The organism is Stutzerimonas sp. Brlt_14 (assembly GCF_051948915.1).
In the GTDB taxonomy this organism is placed as follows: Bacteria; Pseudomonadota; Gammaproteobacteria; order Pseudomonadales; family Pseudomonadaceae; genus Stutzerimonas; species Stutzerimonas stutzeri.
Map to the genome: position 1 here is coordinate 27123 of NZ_JAYJLM010000009.1, position 13524 is coordinate 40646.

17 protein-coding genes are annotated in these 13524 nt (G+C 60.7%); 16 read left to right on the plus strand and 1 reads right to left on the minus strand.

The window, feature by feature from the left end; genetic code table 11:
* Positions 1-3 precede the first annotated feature (3 nt).
* The 15 genes from rpsN to VF716_RS19730 all read left to right on the plus strand — a co-directional run bounded on the left by rpsN (position 4) and on the right by VF716_RS19730 (position 9010).
* Entirely contained in the window at positions 4-309 is a 306-nt protein-coding gene (gene rpsN, locus VF716_RS19660; RefSeq protein WP_011911992.1) for a 30S ribosomal protein S14, read from the plus strand.
* Positions 310-489: 180 nt separating this feature from the next.
* Complete coding sequence (gene rpsH / locus VF716_RS19665; protein ID WP_011911993.1) at positions 490-882, plus strand: 30S ribosomal protein S8; 393 nt, start codon at positions 490-492, stop codon at positions 880-882.
* Between the two features lie 12 nt (positions 883-894).
* Entirely contained in the window at positions 895-1428 is a 534-nt protein-coding gene (gene rplF, locus VF716_RS19670) for a 50S ribosomal protein L6 (protein ID WP_011911994.1), read from the plus strand.
* 10 nt (positions 1429-1438) lie between these two features.
* The gene (gene rplR, locus VF716_RS19675) at positions 1439-1789 is read left to right on the plus strand and encodes a 50S ribosomal protein L18 (protein ID WP_013981715.1); all 351 of its coding nucleotides are present in this window, start codon (positions 1439-1441) and stop codon (positions 1787-1789) included.
* Positions 1790-1792: 3 nt separating this feature from the next.
* Positions 1793-2293 (plus strand): 30S ribosomal protein S5, encoded by a 501-nt coding sequence (gene rpsE, locus VF716_RS19680; RefSeq protein ID WP_011911996.1) that lies wholly within the window; start codon positions 1793-1795, stop codon positions 2291-2293.
* Between the two features lie 2 nt (positions 2294-2295).
* On the plus strand, positions 2296-2475 hold the full coding sequence (gene rpmD / locus VF716_RS19685) for a 50S ribosomal protein L30 (protein WP_003281818.1): 180 nt from the start codon (positions 2296-2298) through the stop codon (positions 2473-2475).
* Positions 2476-2478: 3 nt separating this feature from the next.
* Entirely contained in the window at positions 2479-2913 is a 435-nt protein-coding gene (rplO, locus tag VF716_RS19690) for a 50S ribosomal protein L15 (RefSeq protein WP_003281817.1), read from the plus strand.
* Entirely contained in the window at positions 2914-4242 is a 1329-nt protein-coding gene (gene secY, locus VF716_RS19695; protein WP_011911997.1) for a preprotein translocase subunit SecY, read from the plus strand. It abuts the gene before it with no gap.
* Between the two features lie 29 nt (positions 4243-4271).
* Positions 4272-4388, plus strand: a complete 117-nt coding sequence (gene rpmJ / locus VF716_RS19700) for a 50S ribosomal protein L36 (protein ID WP_003281814.1) — start codon at positions 4272-4274, stop codon at positions 4386-4388.
* A 129-nt stretch (positions 4389-4517) separates the two neighbouring features.
* Positions 4518-4874, plus strand: coding sequence for a 30S ribosomal protein S13 (rpsM, locus tag VF716_RS19705; RefSeq protein ID WP_011911998.1), 357 nt, complete (start codon positions 4518-4520; stop codon positions 4872-4874).
* A 30-nt stretch (positions 4875-4904) separates the two neighbouring features.
* On the plus strand, positions 4905-5294 hold the full coding sequence (gene rpsK / locus VF716_RS19710; protein WP_003281811.1) for a 30S ribosomal protein S11: 390 nt from the start codon (positions 4905-4907) through the stop codon (positions 5292-5294).
* 17 nt (positions 5295-5311) lie between these two features.
* Entirely contained in the window at positions 5312-5932 is a 621-nt protein-coding gene (gene rpsD, locus VF716_RS19715; RefSeq protein ID WP_011911999.1) for a 30S ribosomal protein S4, read from the plus strand.
* Positions 5933-5954: 22 nt separating this feature from the next.
* On the plus strand, positions 5955-6956 hold the full coding sequence (locus VF716_RS19720) for a DNA-directed RNA polymerase subunit alpha (protein WP_003293045.1): 1002 nt from the start codon (positions 5955-5957) through the stop codon (positions 6954-6956).
* Between the two features lie 45 nt (positions 6957-7001).
* The gene (gene rplQ, locus VF716_RS19725) at positions 7002-7391 is read left to right on the plus strand and encodes a 50S ribosomal protein L17 (RefSeq protein WP_011912000.1); all 390 of its coding nucleotides are present in this window, start codon (positions 7002-7004) and stop codon (positions 7389-7391) included.
* 161 nt (positions 7392-7552) lie between these two features.
* A complete protein-coding gene (locus tag VF716_RS19730) occupies positions 7553-9010 on the plus strand; it encodes a catalase (protein WP_440552894.1) in 1458 nt (485 codons plus the stop codon).
* Between the two features lie 66 nt (positions 9011-9076).
* On the opposite strand, the gene uvrA is transcribed toward VF716_RS19730, so the two are convergent.
* On the minus strand, positions 9077-11914 hold the full coding sequence (uvrA, locus tag VF716_RS19735) for an excinuclease ABC subunit UvrA (protein WP_013981718.1): 2838 nt from the start codon (positions 11912-11914) through the stop codon (positions 9077-9079).
* Between the two features lie 131 nt (positions 11915-12045).
* Between uvrA and VF716_RS19740 the strand changes: the two genes are divergently transcribed.
* Positions 12046-13413, plus strand: a complete 1368-nt coding sequence (locus tag VF716_RS19740) for an MFS transporter (protein WP_017244909.1) — start codon at positions 12046-12048, stop codon at positions 13411-13413.
* Positions 13414-13524: the final 111 nt, after the last annotated feature.

Below are 13524 nucleotides of genomic sequence, written 5' to 3' on the forward strand. Positions count from 1 at the left end.
CACATGGCTAAGCAAAGCATGAAGAACCGTGAGCTGAAGCGTCAGCGCACGGTTGCCAAGTTCGCCCAGAAGCGTGCGGCACTCAAAGCGATCATCGCTAGCCCGGAGTCCACTCCGGAGGCGCGTTGGGAAGCTCAGGTGGCCCTGCAGAAGCAGCCGCGTGATGCAAGCGCTTCGCGCCTGCGTAACCGCTGCCGTCTGACTGGCCGTCCGCACGGCGTCTATCGCAAGTTCGGCCTCGCGCGCAACATGCTGCGCCAGGCCGCCATGCGCGGTGACGTTCCGGGCCTGGTCAAAGCCAGCTGGTAAGAATCAAACAGGGCCTTCGGGCCCTGTTTGTTTTCGGTCGAGCCCCTTTCGGGGCTTGATTCGTTTCTGGTGAGCGCCTAGAATGCCCGGCTCGCCTGAGCCTCGCATTTTTGTAGGGTTCGCCCGTTGGCGACACGAGCCGTCCAAGGCTTATTTTTTTGTTTTAGGAGCTAAGAGCCCATGAGTATGCAGGACCCGTTAGCGGACATGCTAACTCGTATCCGTAATGCCCAGATGGCCGAAAAGTCCGTCGTAAGCATGCCGTCTTCCACGCTGAAGGTGGCTGTAGCCAACGTTCTTCAAGGTGAAGGCTATATCGCGGGATACCAGGTCAGTGGCGACGTCAAGCCGCAGCTTTCCATCGAGCTTAAGTATTTCGAAGGCCGTCCGGTCATCGAGGAACTGAAGCGCGTAAGTCGTCCTGGCCTGCGCCAGTACAAATCCGTTGACCAGTTGCCGAAAGTTCGCGGTGGCCTGGGTGTCTCGATCGTCTCCACCAACAAGGGTGTGATGACTGATCGTGCTGCTCGCGCTGCTGGTGTCGGCGGCGAAGTGCTTTGCACTGTGTTCTAAGGGGGGATAAGCATGTCTCGCGTTGCTAAGAACCCCGTCAAGCTGCCCGCTGGCGTTGAAATCAAGATGTCCGGCCAGCAGCTTTCGGTGAAGGGTGCAAAAGGCGCTCTGGAGCTGAACGTTCATCCTTCCGTTGAGGTTATCCAGGAAGGTGGTGAGCTGCGTTTCGCCGGTCGTAACGGTGATCAGCAGACTCGCGCCATGGCCGGTACTACCCGCGCTCTGGTCAACAACATGGTGATCGGTGTCAGTCAGGGCTTCGAGCGCAAGCTCCAGCTGGTCGGCGTCGGTTACAAGGCGCAAGCCAAAGGTCAAGTGCTGTCCCTGGCTCTCGGTTTCTCGCATCCGGTGGATTATGAGCTGCCGCAAGGCGTCACCGCCGAGACCCCCAGCCAGACCGATATCCTGATCAAGGGTGTCGACAAGCAACTGGTCGGTCAGGTGGCTGCTGAAATTCGTGATTTCCGTCGTCCGGAGCCTTACAAGGGCAAAGGCGTGCGGTACTCGGATGAAGTAGTCCGTCGCAAAGAAGCTAAGAAGAAGTAGGGCATAGCAAATGAGCGTAAAGAAAGAAACTCGTCTGCGTCGCGCTCGCAAAGCGCGCCTGAAGATGCGCGAGCTGGAAGCCGTACGCCTCTGCGTGCACCGCTCTTCCCAGCACATCTACGCCCAGGTCCTTTCGGCCGACGGCGGCAAGGTCCTGGCAAGCGCCTCGACTCTGGACAAAGAACTGCGTGACGGTGCCACCGGCAACGTTGACGCTGCCAAGAAAGTCGGTCAACTGGTCGCTGAGCGCGCGAAAGCCGCAGGCGTCACTCAGGTGGCGTTCGACCGTTCTGGCTTCAAGTACCACGGTCGTGTGAAGGCACTGGCTGATGCTGCTCGTGAAGGCGGGCTGGAGTTCTAAGTTATGGCAAATAACGAGCAAAAGCGCGACGAAGGCTACATCGAGAAGCTGGTTCAAGTTAACCGCGTCGCAAAAACCGTGAAGGGTGGTCGTATCTTCACCTTCACCGCGCTGACTGTAGTTGGTGATGGTAAGGGTCGTGTTGGTTTCGGTCGCGGCAAGTCCCGCGAAGTGCCGGCTGCCATTCAGAAGGCCATGGAAGCGGCGCGCCGCAACATGATCCAGGTCGACCTGAACGGCACTACGCTTCAGTACGCCACCAAGGCGGCTCACGGCGCATCCAAGATCTACATGCAGCCTGCCTCCGAAGGTACCGGTGTTATCGCTGGTGGTGCCATGCGCGCCATCCTTGAAGTGGCCGGTGTGCACAACGTCCTGGCCAAGTGCTACGGCTCTACCAACCCGGTCAACGTGGTGCATGCCACCTTCAAGGGTCTGAAGGCGATGCAGTCGCCTGAGTCGATTGCTGCCAAGCGCGGCAAGAGCGTCGAGGAGATTTCCTGATCATGGCTAACACCGTCAAGGTTACGCTGATCAAGAGCGTCAGCGGTCGTATCCCCAATCACAAGCTGTGCGTCAAGGGCCTAGGCCTGCGTCGCATTGGTCACACCGTAGAAGTTCAGGATACTCCTGAGAACCGCGGCATGATCAACAAGGCTTACTACATGCTCCGTGTGGAGGGCTAAGCCATGCAACTGAACGATCTGCGTTCTGCGCCGGGTGCCCGTCGCGAAAAGCTACGTCCGGGTCGTGGTATCGGCAGCGGTCTGGGCAAGACCGGTGGCCGTGGCCACAAAGGTCAGACTTCCCGCTCCGGCGGCAAGATCGCTCCGGGCTTCGAGGGTGGTCAGCAGCCGCTGCACCGCCGTCTGCCGAAGTTCGGCTTCGTTTCGCTGAAGGCCATGGATCGCGCAGAAGTGCGCACTTCCGAACTGGCCAAGGTGGAAGGCGACGTTGTTACCGTACAGAGCCTGAAAGACGCCAACGTCATCAACCAGAACGTGCAGCGTGTGAAAGTCATGCTGTCCGGCGAGGTTGGGCGTGCGGTCACTCTAAAGGGCATCGCAGCCACCAAGGGTGCGCGTGCGGCTATCGAAGCAGCTGGCGGCAAGTTCGAGGAATAAATGGCTAAGCAAGGTGCTCTCTCCGCGCTGAGTAATGGTGGTCTGTCCGAACTCTGGGCTCGTCTGCGCTTTCTGTTCATGGCGATCATCGTCTACCGGATTGGCGCACACATTCCAGTACCCGGGATCAATCCCGATCGGCTGGCCGAGCTGTTCCGTCAGAACGAGGGGACCATCCTTAGCTTGTTCAACATGTTTTCCGGTGGTGCGCTGGAGCGCATGAGCATCTTTGCGCTGGGGATCATGCCGTACATCTCGGCATCGATCATCATGCAGCTCATGACCGCTGTCAGTCCGCAGCTGGAGCAGTTGAAGAAAGAAGGCGAAGCCGGTCGTCGCAAGATCAGCCAGTACACGCGTTACGGAACGCTGGTTCTGGCAATCGTGCAGGCCGTCGGCATGTCGGTCGGTCTGGCGGGGCAGGGTGTCGCGTTCAGTAACGACTTCGGCTTCTACTTCGTGGCCATCACGACCTTCGTGTCTGGTGCGATGTTCATGATGTGGCTGGGCGAGCAGATCACCGAGCGTGGGGTTGGCAACGGTATTTCGATGCTGATCTTCGCTGGGATCGTCGCCGGATTGCCGGGCGCGCTCGGGCAGTCGTTCGAGTCCGCTCGCCAAGGCGATATCAACATCATCGCTTTGCTGGCCGTGGGGCTGCTGGCGGTTGCGATCATCGGTTTCGTGGTGTTCATCGAGCGTGGGCAGCGTCGCATTGCGGTGCACTACGCCAAGCGTCAGCAAGGTCGTAAGGTCTTCGCTGCGCAGACCAGCCACCTGCCGTTGAAAGTCAACATGGCGGGCGTTATCCCGGCCATCTTCGCCAGCAGCATCCTGCTGTTCCCGGCTTCGCTGGGGCAGTGGTTCGGCCAGTCCGAAAACATGGGTTGGTTGGCTGATATCTCTCAGGCGATCGCGCCCGGGCAGCCGTTGAACATCCTGCTGTTCAGTGCTGGGATCATTTTCTTCTGCTTCTTCTATACGGCATTGATGTTCAATCCGAAGGACGTGGCGGAGAACCTGAAGAAGTCCGGTGCGTTTATTCCCGGGATTCGTCCTGGTGAGCAGTCGGCTCGCTATATCGATGGCGTGTTGACCCGCTTGACCATGTTCGGCGCCCTGTACATGACGGCTGTCTGCCTGCTGCCGCAGTTTCTTGTGGTCGCAGCCAACGTGCCGTTCTACCTTGGTGGGACCTCGTTGCTGATCGTGGTTGTGGTTGTCATGGACTTCATGTCCCAAGTGCAATCGCACCTCATGTCGCACCAGTACGATTCCCTGATGAAGAAAGCCAACCTGAAGGGCTACGGCAGCGGAATGCTCCGCTGAAGTGGTTCGTAAGGTTCTAGGAGTTGGTGATGAAAGTTCGTGCATCGGTTAAAAAGCTGTGCCGTAACTGCAAGATCATCCGTCGCGACGGTGTCGTGCGCGTGATCTGCAGCGCAGAACCGCGTCACAAGCAGCGCCAAGGCTGATTGTGTAAGGCGTTATAACCCGGCAGCTAGTGCGCTGCCGGGTTGAATATTTGTTATTACAGCGTTAATATCTCGCGCCCTTTTCTTGGCTTCCGGGGCGTAGGTAGCTGTCAATTGGAGTTTCACTGAATGGCCCGTATTGCAGGCGTCAACATTCCGGATAACAAGCACACTGTTATCTCGCTGACCTACATCTACGGTGTTGGTCGCACCCGTGCGCAGGAAATCTGTGCCGCTACCGGTGTGAATCCGGCAGCAAAGATCAAGGATCTTTCCGACGAGCAGGTCGAACTGCTGCGTGGCGAAGTCGGCAAGTTCATCGTTGAGGGCGACCTGCGTCGCGACGTCAACATGAAAATCAAGCGCTTGATGGACCTGGGTTGCTATCGCGGCCTGCGCCATCGTCGTGGTCTTCCGGTTCGCGGTCAGCGCACCAAGACCAACGCACGTACCCGTAAGGGCCCGCGCAAGCCGATCCGCAAGTAATCGCGTTAGCGAATCGACAGGAATCTAGTCATGGCAAAACCTGCTGCTCGTCCTCGTAAAAAAGTCAAAAAGACAGTGGTTGATGGCATCGCCCACATCCACGCTTCTTTCAACAACACCATCGTGACCATCACCGATCGTCAGGGCAATGCGCTGTCCTGGGCTACCTCGGGTGGTTCCGGTTTCCGCGGCTCGCGTAAGAGCACTCCGTTCGCTGCCCAGATCGCTGCAGAGCGCGCTGGCCAGGCTGCTCTGGAGTACGGCCTGAAGAACCTCGACGTCAACGTCAAGGGCCCGGGCCCGGGTCGTGAGTCCGCCGTGCGTGCTTTGAACGCATGTGGTTATAAAATCGCCAGCATCACCGACGTGACGCCGATCCCGCACAACGGGTGCCGTCCGCCGAAGAAGCGCCGCGTGTAATCAGGAGACAGTAAAGAATGGCTCGTTATATTGGTCCCAAGTGCAAACTGTCTCGTCGTGAAGGCACTGATCTCTTCCTGAAGAGTGGTGCGCGCGCGCTCGAATCCAAGTGCAACATTGAAACTCCGCCAGGTGTGCACGGCCAGCGTCGTGGCCGCCTGTCCGACTACGGCACCCAGCTGCGCGAGAAGCAGAAAGTGCGCCGTATCTACGGTGTGCTGGAGCGTCAGTTCAGCGGTTACTACAAGGAAGCTGCCAGCCGCAAGGGCGCTACCGGCGAGAACCTGCTGCAGCTGCTCGAGTGCCGTCTGGACAACGTCGTGTATCGCATGGGCTTCGGCTCCACTCGTGCCGAATCGCGCCAGCTGGTCTCGCACAAGTCGATCACCGTCAACGGTCAGACCGTGAACATCCCGTCGTACCAGGTCAAGGCCGGTGACGTGGTTGCTGTTCGCGAGAAGTGCCGTAACCAGCTGCGTATCGCCCAGGCCCTCGAACTGTGCGCTCAGCGCGGTCGCGTTGAATGGGTCGAAGTAGACGCCGACAAGAAATCCGGTGTTTTCAAGAATGTTCCGGCTCGCAGCGATCTGTCCGCCGACATCAACGAAAACCTGATTGTCGAGCTCTACTCCAAGTAAGGGCTAGAAAATAGGTGTATCCATGCAGAGTTCGGTAAATGAGTTCCTGACCCCCCGCCATATCGATGTGCAGGTGGTCAGTCCGACCCGTGCCAAGATCACTCTCGAGCCCCTCGAGCGTGGTTTTGGCCACACCCTGGGCAACGCGCTGCGTCGTATTCTGTTGTCCTCCATGCCCGGCTGCGCTGTGGTCGAGGCTGAGATCGACGGTGTGCTCCACGAGTACAGCGCCATCGAGGGCGTGCAGGAAGATGTAATCGAAATCCTGCTCAACCTCAAAGGTATCGCCATCAAGCTGCACGGCCGTGATGAAGTGACCTTGAGCCTGGTGAAGAAGGGCGCGGGCGCTGTTACCGCTGCCGATATCCAGCTGGATCACGATGTTGAAATCGTCAATGGCGATCACCTGATCGCCAATCTGGCGGCCAACGGCTCGCTCAACATGAAGCTCAAGGTCGCTCGCGGCCGTGGTTACGAGCCTGCTGATGCGCGTCAGAGCGACGAAGATGAAAGCCGTAGCATCGGTCGTCTTCAGCTCGACGCCACCTTCAGCCCGGTTCGTCGCGTGGCTTATGTGGTCGAGAATGCTCGTGTCGAGCAGCGCACCAACCTGGACAAGCTGGTCATTGACCTGGAAACCAACGGCACCCTGGATCCCGAAGAGGCGATCCGTCGTGCAGCGACCATCCTGCAACAGCAGCTGGCTGCGTTCGTCGACCTGAAGGGCGACAGCGAGCCGGTGGTTGTCGAGCAGGAAGACGAGATCGATCCGATCCTGTTGCGTCCGGTGGATGACCTGGAACTGACCGTACGTTCGGCCAACTGCCTCAAGGCAGAGAACATCTACTACATTGGTGATCTGATTCAGCGCACCGAAGTAGAGCTGTTGAAAACGCCGAACCTGGGCAAGAAGTCCCTGACCGAGATCAAGGACGTTCTGGCTTCGCGTGGTTTGTCCCTCGGTATGCGCCTGGATAACTGGCCGCCGGCAAGTCTCAAGAAGGACGATAAGGCCACTGCCTGATCGCCCCCAGTAACCGAACTGAACGTTTGGTAAGGAATTTCAATCATGCGTCATCGTAAAAGTGGCCGTCATCTGAGCCGCACCAGCGCCCACCGCAAGGCCATGTTCCAGAACATGGCGGTGTCGCTGTTCGAGCACGAACTGATCAAGACCACCCTGCCCAAGGCCAAAGAACTGCGTCGCGTTGCCGAGCCGCTGATCACCCTGGCCAAGGAAGACAGCGTTGCCAACCGCCGCCTGGCTTTCGACCGTACCCGTTCGAAAGCTGCTGTAGGCAAGCTGTTCAACGATCTGGGCAAGCGCTACGCCACCCGTCAGGGCGGCTATCTGCGCATCCTCAAGTGCGGTTTCCGCGCAGGGGACAACGCACCTATGGCTTACGTCGAGCTGGTTGACCGTCCGGTCGCTGGTGAGGTTGAAGCCGCAGCCGAGTAATCGGCCGCTGTATAAAGAACCGGGCCTAGGCCCGGTTTTTTATTGTCTGACCGATGGTGGCGCTCTATCAGGTTGGTTCGTTTAATAAATTAGTTCTTTGTTGGCGTCTCGTTAGAATTCTCCTCAAGCCGACTTCATCGGTATGTACAAGGAGATACAGCATGAGCCAAGGCAAGACCCTCACCACCGCTGGTGGCGCCCCCGTTGCCGACAATCAGAATTCTCGTTCAGCCGGGCCTCGTGGCCCTTTGTTGCTGGATGACTTCCACTTGGTCGAAAAGCTCGCCCATTTCAACCGCGAAGTCATTCCGGAGCGTCGTGTGCACGCCAAAGGCTCCGGCGCCTATGGCACGTTTACCGTGACCGCAGACATAACTCACCTCACCCGTGCCAAGCTGTTCGAGTCCGTTGGCAAGCAAACGCCCCTGTTCCTGCGCTTCTCCACGGTAGGGGGTGAGCGCGGCTCGGCGGATACCGAGCGTGATCCTCGCGGCTTCGCGGTAAAGTTCTATACCGAGGAAGGCAATTGGGACGTCGTGGGTAACAACACGCCGGTCTTCTTCATCCGCGATCCGCTGAAATTTCCGGATTTCATCCATACGCAAAAGCGTGACCCATGGAGTAATCTGAAGAGCCCGCAGATGATGTGGGATTTCTGGTCGCACTCGCCCGAGGCGTTGCATCAGGTCACCGTCCTGTTTTCCGATCGTGGCATCCCCGATGGTTATCGGTTCATGCACGGCTTCGGCAGTCACACCTTCAGCCTGGTCAATAGTGAAGGCGAGCGGCACTGGGTGAAGTTCCACTTCAAGAGCATGCAAGGGATCAGAAACCTGCATCCGAGCGAGGCAGCACGCCTTGCCGGCAGCGATCCCGATTATGCGCAGCGGGATCTTTTCCACGCGATCGGGCGGGGCGAGTTTCCCAGGTGGAAGCTCTGCATCCAGGTGATGAGCGAGGTGGAGGCGGCCAGCCGTGCCGAAAATCCTTTCGACGTCACCAAGGTCTGGTCGCAGAAGGAGTTTCCGCTGATCGAAGTGGGGATGGTCGAGCTGAATCGCAATCCGCAGAACTATTTCGCCGAGGTCGAGCAGGCTGCCTTTGCCCCGAGCAACGTCGTCCCGGGTATCGGCCTGTCGCCGGATCGCATGCTTCAGGGGCGGGTATTCGCTTACGCCGATGCCCATCGCTACCGCGTCGGCACCAACCATCAGCAGCTTCCGGTCAATGCGCCGCGTTGCCCGGTCCACAACTATCAGCGTGATGGCGCGATGCGTTTTGATGGCAACGGTGGTTCGGCGCCCAACTACGAGCCGAACAGCTACAGCGACGCCCCTAAGCAGGCAGCGCAGTACGCCGAACCGGCGCTTGCGCTCTCCGGTACGGCTGACCGATATGACCACAGGGCCGATGACGACTATTTCAGTCAGGCGGGAGCTCTGTTCCGTCTGATGACAGCTGAGCAGCAGAATCTGCTGATCGGCAATATCGTCGGTGCGATGGCAGGCGTTTCGCGAGACGTGCAGTTGCGTCAGCTGGGGCACTTCTTCAAGGCCGACCCGGCATACGGGGCGGGTATCGCCCGGGGACTGGGGATCGATCCGAACGAAGTCGCCTAAGCTGTACCGAGCCGTAGAGCGCAGAAGCCGGGCCTCGGAAGAGCCCGGCTTTTTTGCGGCTGGTCGTCAGTGGCGGTCGCGCTCCAGCAGCGGTTTGAGGAAATGCCCGGTGTGCGACTGTGACATTTCCGCGACCTCTTCCGGTGTGCCGCTGGCGATGATCTGACCGCCCTTGGAGCCGCCTTCCGGGCCGAGGTCAACCAGCCAGTCAGCGGTTTTGATCACGTCCAGGTTGTGCTCGATAACCACCACCGTGTTGCCGTGGTCGCGCAGGCGATGCAGCACGTCGAGTAGCTGCTGGATGTCGGCGAAGTGCAGGCCGGTGGTGGGCTCGTCGAGGATGTACAGGGTCTTGCCGGTGTCGCGTTTGGACAGCTCGCGGGACAGCTTCACCCGTTGCGCCTCGCCCCCGGACAGCGTGGTCGCGCTCTGCCCTAGCTTGATGTACGACAGCCCGACGTCCATCAGGGTTTGCAGCTTGCGTGCAACTGCCGGCACTGGGTCGAAGAATTCGCGAGCTTCCTCGATGGTCATGTCCAGTACCTCGGTGATGCTCTTGCCCTTGTACTTCACCTCCAGTGTCTCGCGGTTGTAGCGCTTGCCCTTGCACACGTCGCAGGGGACGTAGATGTCCGGTAGAAAATGCATTTCCACCTTGATCACACCGTCGCCCTGGCAGGCTTCGCAGCGGCCGCCCTTTACATTGAAGGAGAAGCGTCCTGGCCCGTAACCGCGCGAGCGGGCCTCCGGTACCCCGGCAAAGAGTTCGCGGATGGGCGTGAACAGGCCGGTGTAGGTCGCCGGGTTGGAGCGTGGGGTGCGGCCGATGGGGCTCTGGTCGATGTCGACGACCTTGTCGAGGTGCTGCAGGCCGTCGAAGCTGTCGTAGGGCGCCACCTCCAGGGTGGACGCGCCATTGAGCGCCGTGGCAGTGATCGGGAACAGAGTGTTATTGATCAGCGTCGACTTGCCCGAGCCGGATACGCCGGTGATGCAGGTCAGCAGCCCCACCGGGATCTCCAGATCGACGTTACGCAGGTTGTTGCCGCGGGCGCCCTTGAGCTTGAGCAGCTTTTTCGGGTCGCGACGGGTGCGTTCCGGTGGGTAATTGATCGTCACCCGGCCGGAGAGGTACTTGCCGGTCAGGGAGTCCGGGTGCGCCATCACCTCGTCGGGGGTACCCTCGGCGACGATGCGGCCACCGTGCACCCCGGCCCCCGGGCCAATGTCCACCACGTAGTCGGCAAGGCGGATGGCGTCCTCGTCATGCTCGACCACGATCACCGTGTTGCCGATGTCGCGCAGGTGACGAAGGGTGCCCAGCAGGCGCTCATTGTCGCGCTGGTGCAGGCCGATCGAGGGCTCATCGAGGATGTACATCACACCGACCAGGCCGGCGCCGATCTGGCTCGCCAGGCGGATGCGCTGCGCCTCGCCGCCGGACAGCGTGTCCGCACTGCGGTCGAGGGTCAGGTAGTCGAGGCCGACATTGACCAGGAACTGCAGACGCTCGCGGATCTCCTTGAGGATCTTGTCGGCGATTTCGCCGCGACGACCGCTGAGCGAGAGTCCGCCGAAATAATCGGTGGCGTCGCCGATGGGGAGTGCCGTGACCGCCGGCAGTGTCTTGTCGCCAACCCACACGTGGCGAGCCTCGCGGCGCAGGCGGGTGCCGCGGCATTCCGGGCAGGGCTGAGTGCTGAGGTACTTCGCCAGCTCTTCGCGCACCGAAGTGGACTCGGTCTCGCGGTAGCGGCGTTCGAGGTTGGGGATGATGCCTTCGAACGGATGCGAGCGCCTGACGATGTCCCCGCGGTCATTGAGGTAACGGAACTCGACATTCTCCCGGCCGCTTCCGCGCAGGATGAACTTCTGATGCTCGGCGGCCAGCGAGTCGAAGGGCTCGTCCAGACTGAACCCGTAATGCGAGGACAGCGAGCCGAGCATCTGGAAGTAATAGACGTTGCGCCGGTCCCAGCCGCGGATCGCGCCTTCGGCCAGGGTGAGCTCGCCGTTGACCAGGCGCTTGGCATCGAAGAACTGCTTCACGCCCAGGCCATCGCAGGTCGGGCAGGCACCTGCCGGGTTGTTGAAGGAGAACAGCTTGGGTTCCAGCTCGCTGATGGAGTGACCGCAGATCGGGCAGGCGAAGCGTGCGGAGAAGATCATCTCCTCGCTTTCTTCGTCCTCGTCCATGGGCGCGACCAGCGCGATGCCGTCCGCCAGTTTCAGCGCCGTCTCGAAGGATTCGGCCAGACGCTGCTGCAGGTCGCCGCGAACCTTGAAGCGATCCACCACGACATCGATGGAGTGCTTCTTCTGTTTGTCCAGCTTGGGCAGTTCGTCCAGCTCGTAGAGACGGCCGTTGACGCGGGCGCGAACGAAGCCCTGGGCCCGGAGCTCGTCGAACACGGCCAGGTGCTCGCCCTTGCGCTCGCGAATGACGGGTGCCAGCAGCATCAGCTTGCGCCCTTCTGGCAGCGCCAGGACTTGGTCGACCATCTGACTGACGGTTTGCGCTTCCAGCGGCGCGTCATGGTCCGGGCAGCGTGGTGTGCCGACCCGCGCGTAGAGCAGGCGCAGGTAATCGTAGATCTCGGTGATGGTGCCGACGGTGGAGCGCGGGTTGTGCGATGTCGACTTTTGTTCGATCGAAATGGCCGGAGAAAGCCCTTCGATGGTGTCCACGTCGGGCTTTTCCATCATCGAAAGGAACTGTCGGGCGTAGGCCGAGAGCGATTCGACGTAGCGGCGCTGGCCTTCGGCATAGAGCGTGTCGAACGCCAGCGAAGACTTGCCGGAGCCGGAGAGGCCGGTGATGACGATCAGCTTGTCGCGTGGCAGGGTGAGGTCGATGTTCTTCAGGTTGTGGGTGCGAGCCCCACGAATCAGAATCTTGTCCAAAACAGCCTCGCGTGGCGGGCGGAAACCCGAAAGTATACGGCCGGGGTGATAGTCGCGGCAAAACCGCGCGCCTGTGCCGAGCGGGGGAGGGCTGCTAGAATCGCCGCCGGTTCATACAAGCGAGACCCTCCATGCAGGACCCCTACAGCGAGCGCATGAGCGCCAGCGAAAAACGCGCAGCTTCCGGGCTGGCGCTGGTGTTCGCTTTTCGCATGCTCGGCATGTTCATGGTTTTGCCCGTGCTGGCAACCTACGGCATGGACCTGGAAGGCGCTACGCCGACCCTGATCGGTCTTGCCATCGGTGCCTATGGTTTGACCCAGGCGCTGCTGCAAATTCCCTTCGGCATTCTCTCTGACCGCATCGGGCGCCTGCCGATCATCTATTTCGGTCTGGCGATCTTCGCCGCCGGCGCGGTTCTGGCGGCGATGTCCGACAGCATCTGGGGCGTGGTCGCGGGGCGGGTGCTGCAGGGCGCCGGCGCGATCTCCGCCGCGGTGATGGCGTTGCTGTCCGACCTGACCCGCGAGCAACACCGGACCAAGGCGATGGCGCTGATCGGGGTGAGCATCGGCTTCTCCTTTGCCGTGGCCATGATCATCGGCCCCCTGTTGACGCGTGCCTTCGGTCTTTCCGGGTTGTTCTGGGTGACGGCGGCGATGGCAGTGGTTGGCGGGCTCATCGTTGCGCTGCTGCCCAAGGCCCAGGCCCATGTCCGTCATCGGGAATCCGGGGTCGCCCGGCAGGCGCTGGGTCTGACGCTGCGTCATCCAGACCTGCTGCGCCTGGATTTCAGCATCCTGGCGTTACACGCGATTCTCATGGCGAGCTTCGTCGCGCTGCCGCTGGCGCTGGTGGAGCAGGGCGCATTGCCCAAGGACGAGCATTGGTGGGTCTACCTGACCGCGCTGCTGATCGGCTTCTTCGGCATGATTCCGTTCATCATCTATGGCGAGAAGAAGCGCCAGATGCGCCGCGTGCTGCTCGGTGCCGTCTGTGCGCTGCTGCTGTGCGAGCTGTTCTTCTGGTGGTTCGGCAACGGCCTGTGGATGCTGGTGGTGGGCATGGTTGCCTTCTTCGTCGCCTTCAATCTGCTTGAGGCGTCGTTGCCGTCGCTGATCAGCAAGGTGGCGCCGGCAGGTGGCAAGGGCACCGCCATGGGGGTCTACTCCACCAGTCAGTTCCTCGGTGCCGGCCTGGGCGGCGTCCTGGGCGGCATGCTCTATCAGCAGGGCGGGCTGGCCCTGGTGTTCGCTGGCTGCGCGGCACTCTGCGCACTGTGGTTCGTGATCGCCTTCAGCATGCGCGAGCCTCCCTATGTCACCAGCCTGCGCCTGCCGCTTTCGGCCGGCGCGCTGAGCAACACCCGGCTCGAGGCCGACCTGCTGCACGTGCCCGGCGTGAGCGATGTGCTGATCGTGCTCGACGAGGCGGCGGCCTATGTGAAGGTCGATACCCTGGTGCTGGATCGCGACGCGCTGGATCGTTTGGTCGCCTGACCAACACGACGCTCGTCGTGGCCGTGGTGCTGCGCACGGCGACGCAACTTGCTGGCGCGTTGGTTGGTTGTCAGGGGTGGCTGAGGTAAGATTCGCGGTCATCGGGTCTCC